Source organism: Paenibacillus sp. JNUCC 34 (genome assembly GCF_058269055.1).
Map to the genome: position 1 here is coordinate 4,139,918 of NZ_CM177770.1, position 25,928 is coordinate 4,165,845.

Consider the following 25,928-nt stretch of genomic DNA (forward strand, 5'->3'; position numbering starts at 1 on the left):
ATTTGAAATGGAGCTCGTCTTATTGTAGCACAGCGACTTTGAAAACGTCCATTCCCGACCAATACGGTGAACATTTTCCGTCTCTAAAAGAGACCATCAACGAGCATTCTATATATAGGAACTAAGCGGTCTGAAAAAGACCTGAAGGGAGATGCATATGTCACATTTAACGGAAGCGGAGCTGAAACAACTGCACCGCCAGCTGCTTGACCGTAAAGCCGAACTGGAACGTCTGAACGAAAACAAAAACCACGGCCTGAGTATATCTGAACGCGATACAACCGGCGAGCTGTCACATATCGATAATCATCCTGCCGACTTGGCGACAGAGCTGTATGATCGAGAAAAGGATGTCGCACTTCAAGATCGGGCCGAACTCGAATTACAGCGAGTTCTTCACTCTCTGGACACCATGAAGGATGGTCAATACGGGACATGTGTCGTCTGCGGCAAACCTATTCCTTTTGAACGGCTGCAAGCGATCCCTGATACCATGTACTGTTTGGAGGATACACCGCGTAAAGTTCTATCCCACAATCGCCCAATAGAAGAGGAGTTCCTGTCACCACCTTTTGGACGCACAAGCTTGGACGAACATGAATATTCCGGCTTTGACGGTGAGGACACGCTGCAAATTCTCGAAAGCATGGGAAGCTCCAACTCCCCTGCCATGGCTGAGAACCGCAATATAACGAGCTACAACGAGATGGACTTTGAGAATAATGATGACCAAGGCGGCTTTGTGGAAATATACGAGAACTTTGTTGCTACAAATATTGATAACACAGAGGTATTCATTGTTCGCGGTGACCAATATTACGATTACTTGAACAAGGGTGAAGGAAGCTTTTTATTGGATCCTCATGCCGATCCTGAAGATGATCCAGTGGACTAATTCGCGAATATTTATAGCGGAGTCGGCTTAAAATCCGATTCCGCTTTTTTTATAGAAATATTTACGATAGCTGCAGTTGACGCTGAACGATACGGACAATATCGGCGATGTAGTCTCCGATGATGGGAAGATTCAGTGCCCCCAGTGCTTGCAGTATATAAATGATGGTGGCCGCAAAAAAAGTAAACCCGATTGCGATACCGACCCCTCTAGCGGTTCCTGCCAGCAGGTTAACTCCGATCACCTTCCAAGGCTTATACAAAAGTTGAGTGTATTCCATTATACGGGACTTTTCGAGCTGCTGAGCCATTTTCTCGGTCAGGAGATACATTTTGCTAATCTGATCTTTTTCATTGTCTGTACTTAAGGATTCGTTACAATCCTTTGGATGATGTTCGTTGATGATCTGATCCCCCATGGGTATTCAACTCCTTTATGACCATAAAAATGTTCAAATATGTACTTCTAGCTGGTTCCTGACTTACGATAATTTAAGACTATATTGATGGTATTATGCTTCATAACTTCCACTGCCATTCAGGTGCAAGATAAGAAAAAAAGCCACTGGCCCCGGGATTTTAACCCGAAACCAATGACTTAATAGATCCAACTATATAATCGTTACTTTGTTAGCGAATACTAAACGATGTGAATACCGATCGTTTTACCACCGATTTCCACCATTTCCATACCTTCTTTTTGCCCAAAATGAACATCCGTAACCAGTACATTCTCACGAAGAACATGATCAAATGCAGTGATAGAAGCTTGAAGCTCTTCGTCGACATCCAGTGTAAGAACGACACGCTTCTCAATCGGCAGATCCAGCTTCTTGCGTGTATCCTGTACAGCGCGAACTACTTCACGGACCCAACCTTCCTGTTCCAGTGCAGGTGTAATATCCGTATTGAGCGCAACGGTGAGGCCATAACCGGAGGCAGAAGCAAAACCTTCCTTTGCCTGCTTCTCGACAAGCAGTTCCTCAGCTGTAATCTGAAGCTCCTCTCCTTCCGGTGAAGTGATGTTTACGCCGCCGCTCTGAACTACGCTGCGGGTTTCCTCACTCGACATCCCTTTCAGCAAGCCCTGCAGGAAGCCGACGTTTTTACCATACTTTTTGCCTGCTACCTTCAGATTCAGCTTCAAGGTGAAATCTACAAAACCACTGTCGCTGGTCTCTACTTCAATGCGCTTTACATTAATTTCGTCTTTAATGATATCTTCATAGTCCACCAGATCAAAATCACGATCCATCGAAACGATCAACTCAGATAACGGCTGGCGAGTCTTAATCGCTGTTTCGTTACGGACGTTACGCGCCAGTTCAACGATCTGGCGAGCGGTTTCCATGTTTTGCTCAAGTGTCTTGTCGATCATGGACTCATCTGCTTGTGGGAAGTCTGCCAGATGCACACTTTCTCCTCCGCCAAGGTTCACAAAAATATCCTCGGACAGCATAGGTGTAAATGGTGCCATCAACTTCGACAAGGTCAGAAGCACATGAGTCAACGTACCGTAAGCTGCCAATTTATCTTCCCCAAGCCCACTGCCCCAGAAACGGTCACGCGACCGGCGGATGTACCAGTTGCTCAGTTCATCAACATAGGATTCAATCGCTTTAGCTGTATTCAAAAAGTCGTTAACGGCAAGTCCTTTGTCCACCACTTGGATGAGGCTGTTCAAGCGAGACAGAATCCAGCGGTCCAGCTTGTTGTCGGATGCCTTGAACTCATGCTCGGCTGGGTTGTATCCATCAATGCCTGCATATAGAGTCAGGAATGCGTGAGTGTTAACCAACGTATCAACAACTTTCGATTTTGCCTCGCCTACGATGCCTTTGGAGAAGCGTTTGCTGTTCCAAGGCGCGCTATCTGCGAGAAGAGCCCAGCGAAATGCATCGGTTCCATATTCGTTAATGATCTCCCATGGGTCGATGACATTGCCTTTAGACTTGGACATTTTCTGTCCGTTTTCATCCAAAATATGACCTGTTGCCATTACCGCTTTGTAAGGCGCCTTGCCCGTGAAGAGCGTGGACACGGCCAAGAGGCTGTAGAACCAGCCGCGCGTCTGGTCAATCCCTTCACAGATCATGTCTGCCGGGAATTGCTGCTCGAAATCAATGTCTTTGTTAAACGGATAGTGATACTGTGCAAATGGCATAGAGCCTGAATCAAACCAAACATCAATAACCTCTGATGTGCGTTCCATGACGCCTTCACAGTGCGGACATTTCACTTTCACTTCGTCCACGTACGGCTTGTGAAGTTCCAGATCCTCCGATACATCGCCGATGGCGTGCTTGCGGAGCTCGTCTAGGCTATGTGGTGCGAACTGGTGATTGCCTGATTCGCAGACCCATACGTTTAGCGGCGTTCCCCAATACCGGTTACGGCTGATGTTCCAGTCAACCAGATCCTCCAAGAATTTCCCGAATCGGCCGTCACGTACATGACCTGGATACCAAGTAACTGAGTTGTTGTTCGCAATCAGTTGGTCCTTAACCGCTGTTGTCTCGATAAACCAGCTCTCCATCGCATAATAGAGGAGAGGAGACTTACAACGCCAGCAGAATGGATAGCTGTGCTCGTATTTCTCCTTGCTGTACAGCAGTCCTTTCTCCGACAGTGCCTTCACGATGTCCAGATCACATTCTTTTACGAAACGGCCCGCAAAATCCGTCACTTCATCAGTATAACGGCCTTGAGCATTTACAACACTGACAAAGCTGATGCCATTCTCACGGCATACACGGTAGTCATCTTCACCGTGGGCAGGAGCCATGTGAACGATACCCGTACCGCTTGCATCCGTTACGAAGGAAGCGCCAACGATGATATTTCCTTTTTCCGGTTTAACAAAATTGAATGGAGGAGTATAACTCTTCCCTACCAGCTCCGACCCCTTCAATGTGGACAGAACGGTGTGATCACCTTTCATCACGTCTTCAACCAGATTGCTGGCCACGATGTATACGCCATCTTCCTGCTGAACGCGGGCATAATCCATATCCGGATTCACAGCAAGTGCTACGTGAGCTGGAAGCGTCCAAGGTGTTGTCGTCCAAGCCAATACGTATTCGCCGCTGTCATGCAGCTTGAATTTTGCTGTAGCACTCAGATCTTTAACATCCTCGTATCCCTGGGCTACTTCATGGGAGCTAAGTGTCGTCTGGCAGTCTGGGCAGTAAGGGCTAACCCGGTGTCCACGATACAGCAGGCCTTTGTCATGGATTGTCGCCAAAATGTTCCATACACTCTCAATGTAATTGTTCTGAAGAGTAATGTATGGGTCATCCAGATCGGTCCAGTAGCCGATGGCTTCGGTCAGCTCGCGCCATTTATGCTCATATTCAAACACGCTAGCTTTACATTTTTTGATAAATGCTTCAACGCCGTAATTTTCGATTTCCTGTTTACCGGAGATACCGAGCTGCTTCTCTACACCGAGTTCAACCGGAAGACCATGGGTGTCCCATCCGGCTTTACGGACGACTTTATAGCCCTTCATCGTTTGATAGCGGCCAACAAAGTCCTTAATTACACGACCCAGCACGTGTCCGATATGCGGAGCTCCGTTTGCCGTAGGAGGACCCTCATAAAAGACATAGTTCGGCTTGCCCTCCCGGTTCTTGATCGATTTTTTGAAAATGTCTTCGTCGTTCCATTTTTTCAAAATACGGAGCTCTCTCGCCCGTGCTTTTTCTTTAACATCTACTTTGTTCATGATGATCTTCCTTTCTTAAATTCTGAAAAATTATCTCACGGTTTTCAGATTACTTTGGGTAAACACCCAAATAAAAAAGGCCCCCATCCCCAAAGGGACGAGAACCTGGCTCGCGTGACCACCCTAATTTCGTTCAGCGCAAATTCCTGTTGGAATAGCATTGCAACGACACCTCAAGTCCATGTCTTCACCAAGACACGGAGCCGATATAACGTTCGACTGACGGTTCTGCTTACACACGCAACAGGCGCTTCAGCTTCACTTCTCCGGGAGGATCTTCCGCAAGGTCTGAACATTGGCTTTCAGCAAACACCAACTCTCTGGTGAACAGTTCCAAAGCGTACTTATCCCATCAACGAATCCATATGCAAATCATAATATGTTATTAGTTATAGACTCTTTCTGGAGAAAAGTCAACATGGCATCTGCCTAGCACACCTTAGTAAATCTCTTTAGGCTCCAGACTAGGCTCACGGCTCTCCAGTGAGTCCCATCCGTCATGCTTTAGGAGCTCCAGCTGAGCTTCAACCAGCGAGCGGAAGCGTGTCCGGTAAATGGAAGCCTGTTTCTTGAGCTCTTCAACCTCTAATGAAACTTTACGTGATTTGCTCAAAGCTTCGTTAATGATACGGTCCGCATTCTTTTCCGATTCCATAACGATCAGTTGAGCTTCCTTCTTGGCGTTCGTCTTCAACTCATCAGCAGCTTCTTGAGCTACGATAATTGTCTTGGATAGTGTCTCCTCAATGTTGACGAAATGATCCAATCTCTCCTGGAGAGTCATTAAATTGTTATGTAATTCTTTGTTTTCACGGATTACACTCTCATAATCTTTAATGACCTGATCCAAAAACTCATTAACCTCGTCCTCGTCGTAACCACGGATGCGTCTGGAAAATTCCTTATTATGTATGTCCAGCGGTGTTAATGGCATGATGCGCACCTCCTAAGAATATGGCTTCGCATGACAGTTTCATCCGCTGTCCGAAGCCGAAACCACCCGTTTTTGATCACAAGCGGTCAACAGATGTATCGGCATAATCGTTATAAATTTTTACTGCCATAATATTGAAAAACCTTACAATTTTTTATTCTAGAACGTTTCGACAAAAAAACGGCAAATCCTTCAAACGGCTCAAGTAAATTTACCGACCTTGACGCGGTATCGCCCTTTTTTTGTCAGACCTCCGGTTTCCAGCACCTTAAATCGGCCAAAGCCCTGCATGGAAACCATATCGCCATCCTTAAGCATGGTCGATGGATCCTCCACGACCTTCCAATTCACACGACAGCGCCCAGCTTTGATCGGAATAACAATTTTAGTCCGGCTTATGCGGTGCACATCACTCGCTATCCCGTCCAGACGAAGCGAAGCGACTGTCAGTTCCATGGTCTCCAGCTTTGTTTCCTTAACTTTCAGCTTGTCCATAGGCAGGAGCTCCGTCATGACATGCACGCGGTGAACCTGGCTTAAATTCATATGCAGATAAGTTCCTATATCGTCCGCAACGACGACATGACAACCATCCTCAAGTACATGAATATCCCCAATTTTAGAACGTTTAATGCCCAGTCCCAAAACTGAACCCATGTAATCCCCGTGCTCAAGTGAAAGAAACTTCTGATCTCCTGAAGTAATACCGAGCACATTAAGCCCCATATCTTCATGGGTGAGATCCCTATAATCCGGAGCGATGAGAGCACGTACACGTTCCGCGTCGGGATGACCGCCACTGTAAACAGCATGTACGTCTGAGTGACGGTTTACCAAACTTTCCAGAATAAATCTCTGCCGGGGATCCAAAAAATCCGTCAGCTTGTTTTCATGGTACTTACCTGCGTTCACGACCCATTCCCATGCTCTGTCCACAAATTCCCGCTCATCCCGGTGAAAATGTTCGTAAATATCCGAATGCATCTCTTATGTCCTTTCTACAAGAGAAATTCCAACACACCGATCAATCCGTTTCTCGCTAGCTGTAGGACAAATAACGCAACGATTGGGGAAATGTCGATCATACCCATAATCGGCGGGATAAACCGACGGAATGGGGATAGGTAAGGTTCCACCAGCTTGCCGAGCAGTTCACCGATGAAGCTCTCCCGGACATTCGGAAGCCAAGACATCAATACATACACAAGAATCATGTAGAAATAAATCTGAAACAAGTAAAATACTAGAACATAAATATTATCGGTCAAAGCCGAATCACCTCATTCTGTTGTAATCTTGCTCATCAGCTAAAATCTCGGAGATGGAACCTTGAATCTCGACAGTATCCGGCGTACAGAGGAAAATATTACCACCCACCTTCGAAATACCGCCTCCCAGCGCATAAACGGTTCCGCTAAGAAAATCTATAATACGTAGTGCCTGATCATTGCGAACACGCTGCAGATTAACTACAACCGTGCGGAAGGAACGCAGATGATCAGCAATTTCCTGAGCCTCTTCGTACGAACGTGGCTCTAACAACACAACCTTAACGTTTTTCTGTGAATGTATACTTACGACATTGCCACTTTTTACGCTTTTGCGTTGCTCAAACGGTGTCGTCTCCACCGGCTCTTCCTGCGCGGCCAGCACTTCCCGTTCCACAACCTCTTCTTCCTCCTGCAAACCTAGGAAATTCATAAACCGGTTCATCACGCCCATCGTCAATCCTCCTCTTTTCCAACTAATATTGAGCCCAGACGTACCCAGGTCGCCCCTTCTTCTATAGCCACTTCAAAATCATTGGACATTCCCATGGACAATTCAGTTATCGGCTCCGGTGTGAGCGCCTGATTGTTCAGCTCATCTCTTAGTTGTCTTAATCCGCGGAATACAGGACGTGTATCCTCAGCAGATGATTCAAAAGGAGCCATAGTCATAAGCCCGATCACATTGACATGCTTCAAACGATTAATCTCCTGAAGAAAAGGAACCGCCTGTTCAGGCTGAAGACCGTGTTTTGTAGATTCCCCTGAAATGTTGATCTGCATAAATGCAGATACCTGCACATTCAGTGCTGCTGCTTTCTTCTCCAGTTCTTTCGCAAGAGACAGCCGATCCAGTGAATGAATATATTGAAATCTGCCGATCACATCTTTCACCTTGTTACTTTGGAGATGGCCGATAAAATGCCAAATCCCACGTTCTCCAAGAGCACGCCACTTCTCCTCGGCAGTCTGCCAACGGTTTTCTCCGATATGACGAATTCCCTGATCCAATACGGCTGCGGTCTTATCAACCGAGACATATTTCGTTACTGCAATCACGTTGACCTCATTCCGGTTCCTTCCGCTTCTGCGGCAAGCCTCCGACACCTGCTGTTCCACTTGATTGATGCGCTCTATCAAACTCAAGGGAAGACTCACCTCTTTCTCATTCCGATCCAGCTTGCCATACGCCCTGTCGTTCCCCCGTCTTTCCGGTATGAAAAGAACAAATCGTTACGACAGCTTGTACACCATGATGTACATTCGATATGATCCGTCAATATTCCTGCTTTTATCATAATGTGTCTGTTTATTTCTTTCAAGTTCAGCATGTATTTTCCGTTTCCCTTGTCGGTATAAAAAGGGCCTGAGCCATCGTTATTACCCGGTGCCAACAATCCTAAATCACTCACCTTGGACATAACCTTATCGTCCACTTCATAACAGCATTGACCAATAGACGGCCCTATAGCTGTCCTTATATCTCCGGTACAGCTGCCGAACTCATCTGACATTCTTTCGACCATGCGGCTTGCGATTTCCGCCACGGTTCCTTTCCAGCCCGCATGTGCCAATCCTACAGCATGATGGACCGGATCCCAGAAATACAACGGGACGCAATCTGCATAGAAGGAGGTCAACAGTACTCCGGGGGTGTTCGTCAGCAATCCGTCTGTATCTTGAATTGCAGATTTCCGGGTCAAACTTCCTCTTCCCCGTTCCTCCAGCCCGATCACTGCCACCCTACTACTATGCACCTGCTCACCACACGTCCAGTCCTCAAGCGAGAAGCCAAGTGTCTCAGCGGTCCGCTTCCGATTCACTATTACATCCTCCGGATCATCTCCCACATGTAGAGCTAAGTTGAGACTATCGTAAGGAGCAGTGCCTTCTCCGCCACCACGTCCACTGAAACCGGCCGTAAGGCCGGTTCTTTCCTCACTCCACGCTTTAAGTACAAACAGGTCTGGCCCCTGCCCTTCCTGCTTCATAAACGGTTCCATGTTATTCACCTCTACACCAGTGTAACAGAAAAGCGTCTATCGATACATTTTCTAGAGCGGAAAGAGTCAGGGTTAACGGATTATTCTAATATGTTCTTCGATCCACCCGATCGGGGCGTTCCAAATAACCGACAGGCTCCTGCTCTTCAGGCGGCCTTCTGACTTCCTCCATCTTCACCAGTACGACGTCCGATCCGATTTTAACGATATTCCGCCACGGAATGACAAGGTCACTCCCACCGCCAAACAGACCCATAAATTTTCCGTAACTCGGCACGACAATGGCTTCGATCCGTCCTTGCCTTAAATCAAGCTCCAGATCGCTTACCTGTCCGAGTCTTTTGCCATCAATAATATTAATGACATCCTTGGTTTGAAAGTCGGAAATTTTCATCATTTTCCCCACCATCTGATTATCTGGTATCACAGTCATCACACCTTAGATGTGTATTATATTTCAATATATGTTCGAGCCCGGCAAAATAACTTCTTTTTTGAGACAAAAGAAAAAACGATCCCCGTAGAAGGGACCGTATTGGTGTTCAGATTACATGATAGAACCTACGTTTTGACATGCTTTTGCATTTGCTTAATGGCTGACTTCTCAAGACGGGACACCTGAGCCTGCGAAATGCCGATCTCATCGGCAACTTCCATCTGGGTTTTTCCTTCGTAAAAACGCATGGACAAAATCATTTTTTCGCGCTGTCCTAGCTTATGCATCGCTTCGCGCAGTGCAATCTCCTCAATCCACGATACATCCTTATTCTTATCATCGCTGATTTGATCCATAACATAAATCGGGTCCCCACCGTCATTATAGATGGGCTCAAACAGAGAAACCGGATCCTGGATTGCATCAAGTGCAAAAACAACATCTTCCTTGGGCACATTCAGCGCTTCGGAAATTTCAAATATCGTCGGTTCACGGGAATTCATATTCGTAAGCTGATCCCTGATTTGCAGCGCTTTGTATGCAATATCCCGCAGGGATCTGGATACACGAATCGGGTTGTTGTCCCTTAAATAGCGGCGAATTTCTCCGATAATCATCGGTACGGCGTAGGTGGAGAACTTAACGTTTTGCGAAAGATCGAAATTATCGATAGCTTTCATGAGGCCAATACATCCAACCTGGAACAGATCATCAACAAACTCACCACGGTTGTTAAAACGCTGAATGACACTTAGCACCAGCCTAAGGTTGCCATTCACCAATTTCTCTCTGGCCGAGCGTTCGTTGTTCTGCTGAAGAGAATGAAAAAGCTCCCTCATTTCCACATTTGTCAGAACCGGCAATTTCGCCGTATCCACGCCACAAATCTCAACTTTGTTTCGAGTCATGATGACTAACCTCCCAAGGAGAAACATTACTGTACATTATCTCCGAGGGGCTTTATTTTATTCCTGATGTTTTCCAGTTAAACCATCTTGTTGAATTCTTTGCGCAGCCGTTTTATAATTCGCTTTTCCAATCGGGAAATGTAGGATTGTGAGATGCCAAGTAGGTCTGCCACATCTTTTTGCGTCTTTTCTTCGCCATCCTGTAGGCCGAAACGAAGCTCCATAATCATTCGTTCCCGGTCACTCAATTTATCGAGCGCTTTTTGCAAAAGTTTACGGTCCACCTGCTCCTCAATATTACGGCCAATGGTATCATTTTCGGTTCCCAGAACGTCGGAAAGGAGCAATTCATTACCGTCCCAGTCAATATTAAGCGGTTCGTCAAAAGATACCTCACTGCGGGTTTTGCTGTTACGGCGCAAATACATAAGGATCTCATTCTCAATACAGCGGGATGCATATGTAGCGAGCTTAATTTTTTTCTCCGGGTCAAACGTATTCACCGCTTTAATCAAGCCAATAGCCCCAATGGAGACCAGATCTTCGATGTTAATTCCCGTGTTCTCAAATTTTCGAGCGATGTAAACAACAAGGCGCAGGTTGCGTTCAATCAGCATAGCTCGTATGGCCGCATCTCCTGAAGGAAGCTTTTGCAGTAAATATTCCTCTTCTTCCCTCGTCAGCGGAGGTGGAAGCGCCTCGCTGCCACCGATATAATAGATTTCCTGACTTTTTAACCCCAGAAAAAACAGAACACGATAATACTGCAGCTGCAGCGCCAATTTCCATTTAACAGGCATCTTTTTTCCTCCCAAAAGTTTCCCGTAGGGAAACTAACTTCGTAAGCGTAATCTTAGTTTCCCGTAGGAAAACTAACTTCGTAAGCATAAGCCTAGTTTTCCAAAGGAAAACTCTCATCGTTAGCATAGAGTTCATCTCTAATGGTCTATCAAAAAAACGCTCTTACTGATAATCCAATCATCTAACAAACGGCTTTCGCTATGAAATTCAAAATCCTCAAATGCTTTCATAGTTACAGAGGTTTATCCGTTAACCAGCAGCACTTGTTTCACCAGTGTTGTCAGACACTTCATTCGTTGATCCCATTAACCTTCCTTCCCCCTCAGTCAGAGCAGGATGAATAATGGCTCGGTATGTGCCTTCGCCTGAGAGTGTGCCGCCGTCAAATCCGATAAGTACCTTTGCTGTGACATATTCCTTTCCTCCAAGCTCAATCTGTACCAAATCTGGCTTTATTGCCAACATGAATGCTGCTCCTCTGTTTATGCCACGGTACGGCACGAGCCGTAACCTGTCCTGCCACACGAAATCGGTACTCCCTATTTCCATTATAAGTTTGTCCGGTTCCCCCTCAGCGAGCTTTTTGCACCAGGCCGGAGGAAGATACGATTCCCATAATGAAGCTTCCATGACCATAACGGGCGTGCGCGTCAAGGGATCACTCAGCTGATTACCCGTATCAAGCAATCCCGTACACATGATCCTCTCTTCTCCGATACATACAGTGACTTGACCCAATAAATTTTCCCGATTTTCCACTTGACGCCGGTTAGTCTGGACCGCTTTGACAATCATGATCACTACAAAAAAAGCAATACAAGCAAACCAAAAACCTACCTTCAACTCAAACGTCAGTCCACCCGAAGCCGTAAACCAGATTCCCCTGAATAATTCTCCCGAATTTTGTAACAAATAGTGAAATCCGATAATGCCCCCAGCTGCTGCAAAGTTCACCATATAGAAAGCCGTAAGGTTACGAATGTAGCTTTGCAGGCTGACAAATCCGAAGGCAATCCACAGCATAATTAAAGAGAGCCCGAACTTTATCAAAAAAGTAAACAAAAACGTCAGTTCCGGTACAAACATCATCACAACATACATAGCGCCCGCCGCAGCTGATAAAGAAAGCCTCCACCATCGCGGCTTCAATCTTCGCATCCATGCGGTTAGTGCCAGCAATATGCCATCGATGAGCAGGTTTGCTAGAAAGATCAAATCGATATAAACAACCAGGGTATTCACCTGCCTAGCCAGGAATCTTTCCCGGGTTATTGTTTTGTGAGCTATGGGAGATGTTTTTAGTATAAGAAGATTAGAAATCAAAGTCTGTCTAAACCTGTGGGTTGTCCACCGACTATTTTTGTCGATGCGAGGCAGTTTATAGAGGACATTTATGAAATAAATAGTACAAATCCCCTTAGGAGGGTACCAATATCGTATTCTAAAAAATAAAAAACCTGCTTTCTCCTAAGAGAGAAGCAGGCTTTATGTTAATATCAATCGTTATTGCGGGAGCGATTGCGAAGGAATGTCGGAATATCCAACTGGTCATTGTTCCCTTGATTTCCAAACGGTTTCAGGTTCACATTGCTCTTATCGGCTTGCTGCGGTTGCCCTTGACCATCATTTTGCGATACAGGTCGACGTCCTGGCTGCGGTGGCATTGGCGCTGGCTTGCTTTCGAAGCCCGTTGCAATAACCGTAACCTTTATCTCTTCCTTCATACTCTCTTCGATAATCGCACCGAAGATCATATTTACTTCTGGATCAGATGCAGAAGTTACAATTTCCGCAGCTTCATTTACTTCATAGAGGGACAAATTCGCCCCGCCTGTAATATTCATAATAACTCCACGAGCACCCTCGATCGAAGTTTCGAGGAGAGGACTCATGATCGCTTTGCGGGCAGCTTCTGCCGCACGGCTCTCACCGGTAGCCATACCAATACCCATCAGAGCCGAACCGCGCTCGGTCATAATGGTCTTAACATCGGCAAAGTCAAGGTTGATAAGACCTGGTACCGCGATCAGATCAGAAATACCCTGAACCGCTTGCCGAAGAACATTGTCCGCTTCACGGAAAGCTTCAAGCATCGGAGTCTTTTTGTCCACAATCTCAAGCAGTCGATCATTTGGAATAACAATAAGAGTGTCTACCTTCTCTTTAAGTGCTTCAATACCAAGCTCTGCATGAGAAGAACGCTTACGGCCTTCAAAGGTAAACGGACGGGTTACGACACCCACGGTCAGAGCACCGCATTCTTTCGCGATTTCTGCGATTACCGGAGCTGCCCCCGTACCCGTTCCACCGCCCATGCCGGCAGTAACGAATACCATGTCTGCACCTTTTAGCGTATTCATAATCAGATCACGGGATTCTTCGGCTGCTTTCTTGCCCACCTCAGGATTCGCACCGGCACCAAGTCCGCGAGTCAGCTTGTCCCCGATCTGCAATTTATGCTCAGATTTCGCAAGATGAAGCGCTTGAGCATCCGTATTCACTGTTATAAATTCGACGCCTTGGACGCCGTTCTCAATCATGCGGTTCACTGCATTGCTACCACCGCCGCCTACCCCGATTACTTTAATCTGGGCCAAGCTCTCCATTTCAAAATCAAATTCCAACATCTAATCCATCTCCCCCTCAATGTGCGTGGATGGCACGTCCACTGTCAAATGAACCCGCTATATAAACTCACTGAACATATTTTTCAAACGTTCGATAAATCCCGGTTTCTGGCTGCTGCTTTCCTGAGTTGCTGCGGCAGGATTTTGCTTCGCGCGGTTCACCGGTTTCTTGTTGTTATTACTACTGTTTCCTCCACTCGTACGCACCCGGACGTTCCGGATCGCATTGTGAAGAATTCCGACTCCGCTGCAGAATCCAGGGTCACGTACACCGATGAAATCGGGAACCGCTATCCGGACGGAAGTCGCCAGTTCGGCCTGTGCCACCTCTAGCACTCCGGGCATGGACATTGTACCCCCCGTAAGTATATAACCTCCGGGAAGCTCATTGTAACCCAAGCGCTTTATTTCTTGGCGTACTAATTGAAAAACTTCTTGAACTCGGGGTTCAATGATGGCTGCCAGATCCTCCTGAGTGAACTCCTTGTCCACATTGCTTCCGATCCGAGTCACTTTAAACACGACTTCCGGTGCAGCGTTATCCATCAACGCGCAACCGTACTTCAGCTTTACCTTCTCGGCTTGATCCGTCAACGTCCGAAGACCGTAGGCAATATCATTCGTTACAAAGTCTCCGCCAATAGGCAGTGTTGACGTTGCTGATATGCTTCCACCTTCGAATACGGTAAGGGTTGTCGATCCTGCTCCGATATCAACCAGTACAGAGCCCATCGTTTTCTCGTCTTTGGAAAGCGCAAGCTGCCCCGCACCCAGCGGAATCAGTACAAGGTCTTTAACTTTCAGGCCAGACTTTTCCACACAACGCAAAAGATTATGTATGGCCGTTTTAGCACCTGTAATAATTGTCGCTTCTACTTCAAGGCGAACGCCAATCATGCCGCGGGGATCTGAAATTCCTTCCAGACCATCTACTACAAACTGTTTAGCTACAACATCAATGATTTCACGGTCAGGAGGCATTGCAACAACTTCGGCTGCTTTCAGTACCCGGTCGATGTCCTCCTCACCAATTTCACGATCCTCGTTCGATACTGCCACAACGCCGTGGCTTGTTTGAAGTCCAATATGATTCCCTGAAATGCCGACGTACACTTCGGATATTTGAATTTCGACCATACGCTCCGCATGGTCAACAGCACTGCGAATGGATTGTACGGTCTGATCGATATCTACAATTGCACCTTTTCGAATTCCCTCCGAGTCGGCAGATCCAACTCCAATAATATTAAAGGTTCCATTATTAATTTCCCCAATAATAGCACGAACTTTGGATGTACCGATGTCCAAACTAACAATGATGTCATTGTTGCTCAAGCCCTGGCACCTCCTGTTTCTCTCATTATAAATGATAAATATAATAACACTTCTCTACTTATTCAACACGCGTGGGGCTTTCCCTCTTTTTTCTACAATTTTTTTAGTGCCAACATCTGCTAGAAGAGGTCCAAAAAGTCAGAGAAAAAAGAGGGAGAACGACGGGTTGCCAATACATTCAATTGTACCATTTTTTCCTACTCCTGAGTAGGGGGCTATTTGCCCTCCTTATCTAGGTTCTCCGGCTTAAAAGGCACGTAAGAATCCGCCTCCAGCATCGTTATGACACCGGGCTGTTCCATCTCAATCACTTGATTGAGATACTCGACTTTATCACGCAGCAGGGAGACAGCAGTGATCACTTCGAATTTTGAGCGGGTATACAGTTTTATACGGTCGGGAAAAGAAGGCGTTGGCGACGGCAAAATTTCCGAAATGTCGGAAGTCATACTGTTAGGTATATCGGCCAAAACCTCGCTTAATTTAACCTTGTTAGGATCTTTCGTATCCCACTGAGTTAATATAGGCTTCTCCACGGCGATTCCACTGGCCGAAACAGGAATGGATTTCCCACTGGCCAGAATAGCCTGAAGACTGCCGTTCTTAGCAAGTTCGTAGGCGACCGTTGGATATTCAATAACAGTAACATTTACCACACCGGGGAACTGCTTATCCACTTCAGCAATTTCAATGGTACCTAATGAAGTCACACGCTCTTTTACCTTGTCGGCATCGACACTAAAAAATTGCATCCCGATCGCAAGCTCACTTTTTTCCATCAACTGCTTGTCCGTATTAAACGTATTTCCGGTAAAGTGAATCTCTGTTACCTTGCTGACAGGTGAGCGGAAAAAGAGCACGGCCAGCAAAGCCAGGAACAGCAGCATTAATATGAAAATGATTTTTCTGCCGGTTTTCGGTTTAGGCCTGTCCTCTTTAAGCACAGGAATTTGAGTCTTTGGCATATCCTCTCTCTCCAGAAAGACCTGTCATCCCTCCCATATGGGAGGGATGCTTCAGGACAATAGTCAATTGGCTAAATCTAGCGGCTTCGGTACGGGTGACTGGCGGTAAATCTTTGCACCCAAGCCTTGGAACATGTTCTCAATCCGGTCATAGCCACGATCAATATGGTGAATTTGTTCTACAACGGTTGTACCTTGAGCGGCAAGCCCCGCTATGACTAACGCTGCACCGGCCCGAAGGTCGGTGGCCTCCACGGTGGCACCATATATTCGCTGTACTCCGCGGATAAACGCGCAGTTCATATCTGTAGAAATATCAGCACCCATTCGGGACAGTTCTTCTACATGTTTGAAGCGGCCTTCAAATACCGTCTCTTTCATTACGCTAAATCCGTCAGCCAGCGACAGCAGCACCATGACCTGGGACTGCAGATCCGTCGGAAAAGACGGATACGGCGAAGTTACAATCCGCTCTACAGCTTTCGGACGGCCCATACAGCTTATATTCATTATATCATTGCAGATACTGGTTTGAACACCAGCGCGCTTCAGCACGTGAATAAGAGAATTCAGATGAGACGGATTGCATTTGGTGAGCGTCACGCTGCCCCTTGTAGCGGCTGCCGCGATTAAGGCCGTTCCAGCGACAATCCGGTCAGGAATGATCTCATAATCGCAAGGTTCAAGCCGATCGACACCGTGGATTGTGATCGTATCCGTTCCTGCTCCAATGATGTTGGCGCCCATCTTGTTTAAAAAGTGCTGCAGGTCCTGAATTTCCGGCTCCCGTGCCGCATTCGTCAGGACGGTTGTTCCCTTCGCTGTCGCAGCAGCCATCATAATGTTCTCGGTTGCGCCCACACTGGCGAAGTCCAGATGAATGTCCGCACCAATTAAGCGGCTGGCTCTACAGTGAATCTTTTGGTCGCTTTCCTCAATTTCGGCACCCAATGCCTGAAGTCCCTGGAGATGAAGATCGATTTTCCGTTCTCCGATCGCACAGCCTCCAGGCTGATAAATCGTCACTTCACCGAATCGGGCCAGCAGAGGACCCATCAAGAAGATGGAGGATCGCATCTGCTTCATTAAATCTTCCGGCACATGAAACGAATTGGCTGATGAAGTATCCACAGTGACCGTCTCCAGCTCATGCTTACACTTTGAACCAAGACGGCTCAAAATGTTCAGCATCACTTCAATGTCCAGCAGGTGTGGTACATTGCTAAGCCGGACATTTCCTTCGGCAAGAAGGCTTGCCGCCAGAATCGGTAAAGCGGCATTTTTTGCTCCATGGATACGTATGGTTCCTGATAGGGGGCTTCCGCCCTCAATCACCAATTTGTCCAATGTATCACCTCCGAGTTTACCGCTCTCCCATGACATAGACCTCAGGCATCAAAGTTATACCGTGTTTCTCTGCGATGGTCTCCTGAACTTTCTTCATCAGGGCGAGCACGTCCTCTGCTGTCGCTTGACCGGTGTTTTCAATGAAATTGGCATGCTGTAGGGAAATCTCTGCGCCTCCGATTCGAAGCCCTTTTAGTCCCGCCGCCTCAATCAACCGTGCGGCATGATCACCAGGCGGATTTCGGAATACACTGCCAGCTGTTGCGGATTGTAGCGGCTGGGTACGCCGCCGGCGGTCCTTATAGGACGCCATGGCCGCCGAGATTTCCTTGCGGTCGCCGTGCTGGAGCTGAAACAGCGCCTGAATCACGATTCCTTTCCTGTCATGCAGGACGGAATGCCGATAATCAAACTCCATATCTTCCGCAGCATAGTGAACCAATTCACCTGACTCCAGTACAATGTCAGCGGACTTAAATATGCGTGACACATCAGACCCGTGGGCACCGGCGTTCATATAAACAGCCCCTCCGACTGACCCAGGTATACCTCCAGCAAACTCCAGACCGGTCAACCCCTCTTTACCGGCCAGAACGCTAAGTTTAACGAATGACATGCCGCCTCCGGCTGTTACCAAGTCACCGTCAAAGACTACCTCGTCAAATCCCTGTCCCAGCTTTATGACGGCTCCGCGTATACCTTTATCCGATATGAGCATATTGGATCCGCGTCCGAGCTGTATCCACGGGATATCGTGGGTGTGGAGAATGGCGGCCAGTTCTGCCAATTGTTCCTTAGTTTCCGGGACAATCAGAACATCGGCAGGCCCGCCGATTTTCCAGGTTGTATATTTTGCCAGTGGCTCATTCTTGAATATTGCTCCGACGTTCGACTGCGATAACTGTAATTCCCACTGCTGCATCTTACAAAAACCTCCCTTGACTTCAAAACCGAAAAGACCATTCCCCGGCTTGGCGAAGAGATGGCCGCTCTGGATGATACCGGCCTCTTGGGTGAGATTGTCACGATTATAGAGTATCTTATGTAGACCCCTATAGGTGTGTGACAATCGCCCAGCCGTTTTAACGGTTGTTGATCAACCAGCGTAATTCCTCAACAATAACAGCTGCTGAATCGGGCTTGCCGAGCCGACGTGAGGCCTCGGACATGGAATGCTGCGTACCCTGATCTCCCATGATCTCTTCTATTCGGGCAAATAGGATTTCGGCCGTCAAATCTTTTTCCAAAATCATTCGGGACGCTCCCGCATCTTCCAGCTGCCTAGCATTCGCCTCCTGGTGATTATTCGTCACATTCGGGGACGGTATAAGCACAGAAGGTATTCCAAGCGAAGTCGTTTCCGCTAAAAAGGATGCGCCCGCCCGATTCACAATCAGTGATGTGGAGGCGAGCACTTCCGGCATGTTATGCACATAAGGAACGATATGGAGATGATTTGATATCGTACCCAGTTGGCTGCGCACCGCCTCACGAGTTCCCTCAAAATACAAATCTCCGGTTACATATACAAAGTGTACGTTCGGCAGTTTGGTCAGCATCGGCGCCATGCCGATCATTGCTGTATTGATGGCCCTAGCCCCGCGGCTTCCTCCAACAACGAGCACGACACGGCTGTCCATCGGTATTCCGAGCGAAGCGAATCCTCGTTCACGATTAGCCGATTGAACCGTGGTTGCCCGGGGATTACCGGTATAAACGACTCTTTTGGCTTTGGGAAATGAGCTCTCCGATCCTTCAAAACTAACGGCAACGGTAGAAGCGTAGCGACTCAGAAACTGATTCGTCAGACCAGGTATGGCATTCTGCTCGTGAATCATCGTCGGAATGCCAAGCTTCGCAGCCGCATAAACGACAGGTCCACACACATAGCCGCCAGTGCCGATTACCACATCCGGTTTAAAATCAGCAAGCAATTTTTTGCTTGTTGACACTCCTTTTAAAAAACGCATTACGGTCTTCACATTATCAAAGGACAGCTTCCGGCGGAAACCAGTAATATCGATGCTCTCGAACGGAAGATTCTCTTGGGGAACAAGCTTGCTTTCCAAGCCCTGCTTACCTCCAATATATAAAAAAGCGGTTTTCGGGTCCTCCGCTTCAAATTGTCTGGCAATAGCGACGGCAGGGTAAATATGGCCCCCCGTACCACCGCCGGTTAATACGACACGCATACCGCGTTCACCTCGCATAACGGGATATATTTAATAAAATGCCTAGCGCGGTCAGCATCAGCGTCAAGGAACTGCCTCCATAGCTGATCAGCGGAAGCGTGATACCTGTTACTGGCATAAGCCCTATAACAACTCCGATGTTAATAACGACCTGTATGGCAACCATACCGATAATACCGACAGCCAGCAAACTTCCAAAGCCGTCGTTTACGGTCATCGCCACTCTCATCCCACGCCACACCAGTGTGAGGAACAGGAGCAGAACAATTAAGCCTCCAATAAATCCAAGTTCCTCCGCAAGGATAGCGAAAATAAAATCAGTCTGGGGCTCAGGAACGTAACTGTATTTCTGACGGCTCATTCCCAGGCCAAGACCGCCAAGGCCGCCCGGTCCAATCGCATAAAGGGATTGAATGATTTGGTAACCCGTTCCAAGAGGATCGGACCACGGATCAAGAAATCCGGTAATCCGTTTCAGCCGGTACGGTGCGGTCAGAATGAGACCGATGAAACCTGCAACTCCGCCCAAAGCGAGGAATCCTAGATGCTTCATACGTGCACCCGCTGTAAATACGATCATGAGTGCAGCACCCAGCATAACGGCACCTGTTCCAAGATCCGGCTGAAGCATAGTCAGTCCAAAGGCTAGTCCAATCAGTCCAAGCGGAGGTATTAATCCTTTGGAAAAGGATGTTATGTCATAATCCTCACGGCTGAGCCACTTGGATAAGAACAGAATCATTCCCAGCTTCATAAATTCTGACGGTTGGATGCCAAATGAGCTAATACCCAACCAGCTACGCGCACCACCGCGAACAACGCCCACACCTGGGATCAATACGATCACAAGCATAAAAAAGCAAATCAACAAGCCGAGTTTCGCATATTTTTTCCACACGCGAAAATCCATGTTTGCAGTAAAATACATGGCAGCAAGACCAAGACCTGCAAAAAGCAGCTGCCGCTTCACAAAATAAAACTGATCTCCGTAATCATGAAAAGCGAGTACGGACCCCGCGCTGTACACCATAACAATTCCGATGGTCAGCAGGGTCAAAATACAAATCAGGAGCCATAAATCAGGCGCCGGACGATTCTTGTTCATGAAGAGGCCACCTTTAGCATACGAAGTAGGGGCTTATCCACCCCCCTACTTACAGATTATGCACCGCCTCTTTAAAAATGCGTCCACGCACCTCATAAGAAGAAAACATGTCCCAGCTTGCGCAAGCAGGCGAAAGAAGGACAATGTCCCCCTGGTCTGCTAATTCGGCAGCTTTCTTTACAGCGGCAGTGAGTGCAGCGGCGGCGTCTTCATCATTATCGACGAGGACGATTTGCTTTAATCCGGCCAGCTCTGCCGCTTTCGCTATTTTTTCCTTCGTTTCGCCAAGAAGAACCGCCGATTTGACACGCCCTTTTAAAGAAGGCACGAGTTCTGCGTAGTCAGAACCTCTGTCGAGTCCCCCGGCTATAAGAACAATCGGACGGGTAAACGAAGTCAATGCCATGTTGGTAGCCTTGGAGTTCGTTGCTTTAGAATTGTTGTAATAGGAGACACCATCAATATCCTTCACAAATTCCAGACGATGCTCAACGCCCCGGAAATCCGCAAGCGGACCGGCAAACGCGGAAATATCCGCTCCCGCAGCAATGGCGATGGCACACGAAGCGAGTGCATTGTCGACATTAAATCGGCCGGGCAAACCTATTCTATCTACTGGAATGATCTCATGGCTGAAGCCTTTGCTGTCCGTATAAACGACCATACGGCTCAATTCATCTTCTATACCGGGCAAGTATGGCGGAACCACATGCACGCCTTCTCGAAGACTCTCATTCATCGAAAAAGGCAAAATATGAGCTTTGATATATGGCACGAGGCTCCGGCATACCGGATCATCCCAATTAAGTACAGCGGTATCTTCTGCTGTCTGATTGCTGAACAGTTTGGCCTTGGAGGCAACATAATCATCCATACCGCCATGGTAATCCAAATGAGTCTCCGCCACATTCAGCAGGCAGGCTATACGAGGAAGGTAGTCTTCCGTCCCTTTCAGCTGAAAGCTGCTGAGTTCAACAACCATCCAGTTATGTTCGGATGCTTCCTGCGCAGCTTGGCACAGTGGTGTTCCTATGTTTCCGGCCACAATCGGCGACATTCCTGCGGCTTCCAGCAGTTTGCCGACCCATGTCGTGGTGGTCGTCTTGCCATTTGAACCTGTAATCCCAATCATCGGCGCGCTGCAAAGATGGTAGGCTACCTCTACTTCGGTCACAACCGGAATCCCAAGCTCCTGCGCTTTAAGAACTGGCGGAACATGATATGGAATGCCAGGATTTTTCACAAGAAGGGATACACCTTGATGAATGAGTCCTTCAGGATGTCCTCCGTATACGACGGAAATACCCAAAGCTTCGATCTCCGAAGCTTCGGGACATTCTTCTCGCTCCTTTTTATCATTAACAGTAACCAGAGCTCCAGCATTGTGCATAACCTTGGCTACTTGAACTCCGCTTTTGGCCAGCCCCAAGACAACAACTTCTTTCCCCCGGTAAAATTCTGGATGCTTCATCTTTACAACCCCTTGTTAATATAAAGTCCTAGACCCGCCAGCACGAGACCTACAGCCCAAAATGTAATGACTACTCGCCACTCCGACCAACCGGACAATTCATAGTGATGGTGAATCGGACTCATCTTGAAAATTCGTTTGCCCCTCGTTTTAAAAGAAGCCACTTGAAGCACGACTGATAGCATCTCAATCACGAATACCCCGCCGATGATTAGAAACAGCAGTTCGCTCTTCGTCACGATGGCGATGGCACCAATGGCGCCGCCGATTCCGAGTGAACCCGTGTCACCCATAAATACTTTAGCCGGGTGGGCGTTAAATACGAGAAACCCGAGTACAGCCCCGATCATCGCGGCCGCACAAAAAGCTGCTGCAAACGAGGTAGACTGGATTGCTACAAGCGCATATGCACCAAAAGCGATTGCACTGACACCTGAGAGTAATCCGTCAAGGCCATCCGTAAAGTTGACTGCGTTGCTTATCGCAAGCATCATGACAACGATAAATGGATAGTAAAACCAGCCGCCCCAATCGAATGCCCAGTCAGTTCCGGGAACGCTAATCGCTGTACTATGACCATTCGAAATAAGGAGCCAACACATAATGCCGGCAAACAAAAGCTGTCCAAACAGTTTTTGGCGAGCGGTAAGTCCTAAAGAACGACGAAACACGATTTTCACGTAATCATCTAAAAATCCGATCAGACCAAACCCGAGTGTGCCTACAAGCAGCACATAAAAGTTCATGTCAACCGGAGAAAACTTCACAAAAGTCAAAGTAAAGGCCAATAAAATAATGACCCCGCCCATCGTTGGCGTTCCAGCTTTTTTAAGGTGACTTTGCGGACCATCGTCCCGAACCTGCTGACCAAATTTCATCCGGCGAAGCAGCGGTATAAGCAGCGGTGCGGATATGACAGCAAGTACGAACGATACGCCGATCGTCAGCAATAACAGTTGAAAGTCCATGAAATCACCCCCTTACGTTGTTGTTGCCGCCGTGCAAGCTTTTTAGTGCTTCCACAACGTCTTCCAGTTTCATGCCACGCGAGGCTTTGACCAATACAACATCTTTATTGGTTACCTCATTCGATACCCTTTCGATCAATGCTGCTTTATCGGTGAAGGCCATTACCTGTCCTTCAGGCAGACGGACTTTGGCCATTTCCGCCGTATACATGGATAGAGGACCGTAAGTAAACACCATATCTACCTTGTCAGGCGACACATACTGCCCGATTTCAGCATGAAATTCCTGTTCACGGAGTCCCAATTCAAGCATGTCCCCGAGAACGGCGATCCGCCGACGGAAGCCTTTCATATCAGCCAGAACATCCAGGGCTGCTTTGACAGCAATCGGACTTGAATTATATGCATCGTTCAATACCGTAACTCCGTGCTCAGTTTCAATACTCTCAATGCGCATGCTTGTCAGACGCAGACCCGCCAGGCCTTCACGGATCTGTTCTTCGCTAATACCGTAATGCTCGGCGACCGCTAATGCTGCTAGGGCATTTACTACGTTATGGCGACCCAGGAGAGGTAAACTGAATCCCTCACCGCTATGACGATGGGAGGTAAAGATAATTCCCTTGGCATGGAACATCATGCCTGTCGGGTAATCGTCGTTGTCTTCACTCAACCCGAAAGTGAACGTCTGTAACCCGTCAGGTTTTTTGGTTTCGGACTCGGCAAGCACTTGAGGAATCAGAGGCTCATCTCCATGATGGATCAGCAGCCCGCCAGGCTTCATACCACTAACAATTTCCAACTTGGCACGCGCAATTTCCTCCCTAGTACCAAGCTGCAGCATATGTGATTCACCTATATTCGTAACAACTGCTGTATCAGGACGGGCAATAGAGGACAGCAACTCGATCTCATAGCGTCCGCTCATTCCCATCTCCAGCACGACAATATTCGTTCCCTCCGGCATGTCGAGAACCGTAAGCGGAAGTCCGATTTGATTGTTAAAATTACCTTGTGTTTTATGAACCTTATATTTCGTTTCGAGCAGTGCTGTGACCATATCCTTTACCGTAGTTTTACCGTTGCTGCCGGTAATGCCTACAACTTTTGCTCCGCTCTGCTCGAGATAGGAAGCAGCCAGCGACTGAAGAGCAACCAGTGTATCCTTAACAAGGATAACCGGTCCTTCAGGTGGCGTACCATGATCCTCTTGCCACAGTATAGCTCCGGCATCAGACTCTAGCGCTTGCCCTACAAAATCATGGCCATCAAAACGTTCGCCAACAAGTGGAACATACAAACTGCCCTGCTGGATTTTCCGTGAGTCCGTACTAACTCCTTGAATCATAACTTCTTCATCTTGTTTACGCATAAGCGCACCGCAGCACATGGCTGCGATGCTTCGCAATGGTTTTTGGATCACAATTGTCTGCCCCTTATCGCTTCTTTTGCAACGATGCGGTCGTCGAAATCAAACACTTTCCCCGCAATCAGTTGATAGGTCTCATGACCTTTCCCCGCAATCAATACTACATCTCCCGGGCTTGCCATTTCAATAGCCTTTTTAATTGCTTGCCTGCGGTCTACAACAAGCTGGTAACGTTTCCCAGAAACATCGTCCTCCAACAGGCCTGCTTCAATATCCTTCAAGATAAGATCAGGATCCTCTGATCTCGGATTATCAGATGTTACAATGACGATATCGCTCAATCTGGCAGCGATTTTGCCCATAATTGGACGCTTGCTTGTATCACGGTCACCACCGCAGCCAAACACGGTCAATATCCGGCCCTGAGCGAATTCCTTAATGGTGCGGAGTACATTATCCAAACCATCCGGTGTATGGGCATAATCCACAATAACAGCAAATGGCTGTCCCGCATCTACCGCTTCGACCCGGCCTTCTACTCCAGGCACGGATTCGAGGCTTTTTTTGATATCCTGCAGCGGTACTTCTTCAAGTAGCGCCGCAGCAATGGCAGCCATCGTATTATACACATTGAATTTACCAATCATCTTTAGTGAAATATCTGTACTACCCCGAAAAGTATCTACATGAAATGAAGTTCCCTGAGCCGTTATTGCAATGCCGGATGCACGTACATCCGCGTTCTCATGTAAACCATATGTAATGACTTCAGCTGCCGTCAGTTTCGCAAACTGTTCGGAAGCTTTGTCATCTGCGTTGAGAACAGCGTACTTTCGCTGTTTAGGATCCTTGGCAAAAGCATTGCCGAGTCGTGAGAAAAACAACCCTTTTGCACTTTTATATTCCTCTACTGAATTGTGATAGTCCAGATGATCCTGTGTCAAATTCGTAAAGACAGCCGTCCGGAAATCGGTTCCTTTCACACGCCCCTGTTCCAGAGCATGGGAGGATACTTCCATAACGCAGAACTGTGCACCTGCCTGTACCATATCGTTCAGACTTCGCTGCAGCTCGAGCGCTTCTGGTGTCGTTCCCGACATCGGGAACGACCTGCCGTCATATTTCATTTGGATCGTGCCAATTAATCCGGTTTTCAGACCATAATCACTCATGATTTTATCAATGAGATACGTCGTCGTTGTCTTTCCGTTCGTTCCGGTTACACCAATTGTAGTCATGCGCTTGCTTGGCTGGCCATAAAACGTATCAGCCAACACCGCCATCGCGAATCGGCAGTCCTTCACAATAACTTGCGGCAGGGCAGTCTCCAACCTTCGGTTTACAACAAGGGCTGCCGCACCATTGTCTCCTGCCTCGTCTGCATAATCATGTCCATCCACCGTATGACCCGGCAAGCAAATGAACAAATCCCCGGGAATCACTTGTCTGGAATCGGTCTGAAGTCCGGAGACGTTAATCTCACTATCGCCGATGATAACGGCTGCGGCCAAAACGGATGTCAATTCGTTCAGTTTCATCGTCATCCCTCCAAATATGCGCCCATTAGAGTCGGCATCC

The 25,928-nt window shown here is 47.6% G+C and carries 24 protein-coding genes; 1 reads left to right on the forward strand and 23 read right to left on the reverse strand.

The window, feature by feature from the left end; genetic code table 11:
* Positions 1–157 precede the first annotated feature (157 nt).
* Entirely contained in the window at positions 158–895 is a 738-nt protein-coding gene (locus AC2TF5_RS19485; protein ID WP_491298818.1) for a TraR/DksA C4-type zinc finger protein, read from the forward strand.
* 61 nt (positions 896–956) lie between these two features.
* Here the strand turns inward: AC2TF5_RS19485 and AC2TF5_RS19490 are convergent, their stop codons facing one another.
* The 23 genes from AC2TF5_RS19490 to AC2TF5_RS19600 form a co-directional block, all read right to left on the reverse strand.
* A complete protein-coding gene (locus tag AC2TF5_RS19490) occupies positions 957–1,313 on the reverse strand; it encodes a DUF5665 domain-containing protein (RefSeq protein WP_491298819.1) in 357 nt (118 codons plus the stop codon).
* A 221-nt stretch (positions 1,314–1,534) separates the two neighbouring features.
* The gene (gene ileS, locus AC2TF5_RS19495) at positions 1,535–4,621 is read right to left on the reverse strand and encodes an isoleucine--tRNA ligase (protein WP_491298820.1); all 3,087 of its coding nucleotides are present in this window, start codon (positions 4,619–4,621) and stop codon (positions 1,535–1,537) included.
* A gap of 439 nt (positions 4,622–5,060) precedes the next feature.
* A complete protein-coding gene (locus AC2TF5_RS19500; protein ID WP_491298821.1) occupies positions 5,061–5,555 on the reverse strand; it encodes a DivIVA domain-containing protein in 495 nt (164 codons plus the stop codon).
* Positions 5,556–5,756: 201 nt separating this feature from the next.
* The gene (locus AC2TF5_RS19505; RefSeq protein ID WP_491298822.1) at positions 5,757–6,539 is read right to left on the reverse strand and encodes a YlmH family RNA-binding protein; all 783 of its coding nucleotides are present in this window, start codon (positions 6,537–6,539) and stop codon (positions 5,757–5,759) included.
* A 14-nt stretch (positions 6,540–6,553) separates the two neighbouring features.
* Positions 6,554–6,769: a YggT family protein gene (locus AC2TF5_RS19510; protein ID WP_491302941.1), complete on the reverse strand. Its 216-nt coding sequence runs from the start codon at positions 6,767–6,769 to the stop codon at positions 6,554–6,556.
* Positions 6,770–6,830: 61 nt separating this feature from the next.
* Entirely contained in the window at positions 6,831–7,277 is a 447-nt protein-coding gene (locus tag AC2TF5_RS19515; RefSeq protein ID WP_491298823.1) for a cell division protein SepF, read from the reverse strand.
* Between the two features lie 2 nt (positions 7,278–7,279).
* Positions 7,280–7,969, reverse strand: coding sequence for a YggS family pyridoxal phosphate-dependent enzyme (locus AC2TF5_RS19520; RefSeq protein ID WP_491298824.1), 690 nt, complete (start codon positions 7,967–7,969; stop codon positions 7,280–7,282).
* Positions 7,970–7,977: 8 nt separating this feature from the next.
* Positions 7,978–8,826, reverse strand: coding sequence for a peptidoglycan editing factor PgeF (gene pgeF, locus AC2TF5_RS19525; RefSeq protein ID WP_491298825.1), 849 nt, complete (start codon positions 8,824–8,826; stop codon positions 7,978–7,980).
* 85 nt (positions 8,827–8,911) lie between these two features.
* Complete coding sequence (locus AC2TF5_RS19530) at positions 8,912–9,235, reverse strand: YlmC/YmxH family sporulation protein (protein WP_491302942.1); 324 nt, start codon at positions 9,233–9,235, stop codon at positions 8,912–8,914.
* A gap of 152 nt (positions 9,236–9,387) precedes the next feature.
* Entirely contained in the window at positions 9,388–10,170 is a 783-nt protein-coding gene (sigG, locus tag AC2TF5_RS19535) for an RNA polymerase sporulation sigma factor SigG (RefSeq protein WP_241932851.1), read from the reverse strand.
* A 77-nt stretch (positions 10,171–10,247) separates the two neighbouring features.
* Positions 10,248–10,970, reverse strand: coding sequence for an RNA polymerase sporulation sigma factor SigE (sigE, locus tag AC2TF5_RS19540; protein WP_208915038.1), 723 nt, complete (start codon positions 10,968–10,970; stop codon positions 10,248–10,250).
* Between the two features lie 250 nt (positions 10,971–11,220).
* Positions 11,221–12,204: a sigma-E processing peptidase SpoIIGA gene (gene spoIIGA / locus AC2TF5_RS19545; RefSeq protein ID WP_491302943.1), complete on the reverse strand. Its 984-nt coding sequence runs from the start codon at positions 12,202–12,204 to the stop codon at positions 11,221–11,223.
* 263 nt (positions 12,205–12,467) lie between these two features.
* Positions 12,468–13,598 (reverse strand): cell division protein FtsZ, encoded by a 1,131-nt coding sequence (gene ftsZ / locus AC2TF5_RS19550; RefSeq protein ID WP_491298826.1) that lies wholly within the window; start codon positions 13,596–13,598, stop codon positions 12,468–12,470.
* 57 nt (positions 13,599–13,655) lie between these two features.
* Positions 13,656–14,933 carry a cell division protein FtsA gene (ftsA, locus tag AC2TF5_RS19555; protein ID WP_491298827.1) on the reverse strand — a complete coding sequence of 426 codons (1,278 nt, stop codon included), beginning with the start codon at positions 14,931–14,933 and terminating at the stop codon, positions 13,656–13,658.
* A gap of 215 nt (positions 14,934–15,148) precedes the next feature.
* Positions 15,149–15,898, reverse strand: a complete 750-nt coding sequence (locus AC2TF5_RS19560; RefSeq protein ID WP_491298828.1) for a cell division protein FtsQ/DivIB — start codon at positions 15,896–15,898, stop codon at positions 15,149–15,151.
* Between the two features lie 63 nt (positions 15,899–15,961).
* Positions 15,962–17,245 carry a UDP-N-acetylglucosamine 1-carboxyvinyltransferase gene (murA, locus tag AC2TF5_RS19565; protein ID WP_491298829.1) on the reverse strand — a complete coding sequence of 428 codons (1,284 nt, stop codon included), beginning with the start codon at positions 17,243–17,245 and terminating at the stop codon, positions 15,962–15,964.
* A gap of 16 nt (positions 17,246–17,261) precedes the next feature.
* Positions 17,262–18,167, reverse strand: a complete 906-nt coding sequence (murB, locus tag AC2TF5_RS19570; RefSeq protein ID WP_491298830.1) for a UDP-N-acetylmuramate dehydrogenase — start codon at positions 18,165–18,167, stop codon at positions 17,262–17,264.
* A 160-nt stretch (positions 18,168–18,327) separates the two neighbouring features.
* The gene (murG, locus tag AC2TF5_RS19575; RefSeq protein ID WP_491298831.1) at positions 18,328–19,437 is read right to left on the reverse strand and encodes an undecaprenyldiphospho-muramoylpentapeptide beta-N-acetylglucosaminyltransferase; all 1,110 of its coding nucleotides are present in this window, start codon (positions 19,435–19,437) and stop codon (positions 18,328–18,330) included.
* Positions 19,438–19,444: 7 nt separating this feature from the next.
* The gene (gene spoVE, locus AC2TF5_RS19580; RefSeq protein WP_491298832.1) at positions 19,445–20,542 is read right to left on the reverse strand and encodes a stage V sporulation protein E; all 1,098 of its coding nucleotides are present in this window, start codon (positions 20,540–20,542) and stop codon (positions 19,445–19,447) included.
* Positions 20,543–20,591: 49 nt separating this feature from the next.
* Positions 20,592–22,013, reverse strand: a complete 1,422-nt coding sequence (murD, locus tag AC2TF5_RS19585) for a UDP-N-acetylmuramoyl-L-alanine--D-glutamate ligase (protein ID WP_491298833.1) — start codon at positions 22,011–22,013, stop codon at positions 20,592–20,594.
* Positions 22,014–22,015: 2 nt separating this feature from the next.
* Positions 22,016–22,981, reverse strand: coding sequence for a phospho-N-acetylmuramoyl-pentapeptide-transferase (gene mraY / locus AC2TF5_RS19590; protein WP_491298834.1), 966 nt, complete (start codon positions 22,979–22,981; stop codon positions 22,016–22,018).
* 4 nt (positions 22,982–22,985) lie between these two features.
* Positions 22,986–24,401: a UDP-N-acetylmuramoyl-tripeptide--D-alanyl-D-alanine ligase gene (locus AC2TF5_RS19595; RefSeq protein WP_491302944.1), complete on the reverse strand. Its 1,416-nt coding sequence runs from the start codon at positions 24,399–24,401 to the stop codon at positions 22,986–22,988.
* A complete protein-coding gene (locus tag AC2TF5_RS19600) occupies positions 24,401–25,888 on the reverse strand; it encodes a UDP-N-acetylmuramoyl-L-alanyl-D-glutamate--2,6-diaminopimelate ligase (protein WP_491298835.1) in 1,488 nt (495 codons plus the stop codon). Before AC2TF5_RS19600 ends, AC2TF5_RS19595 begins: the two co-directional genes overlap by 1 nt.
* Positions 25,889–25,928: the final 40 nt, after the last annotated feature.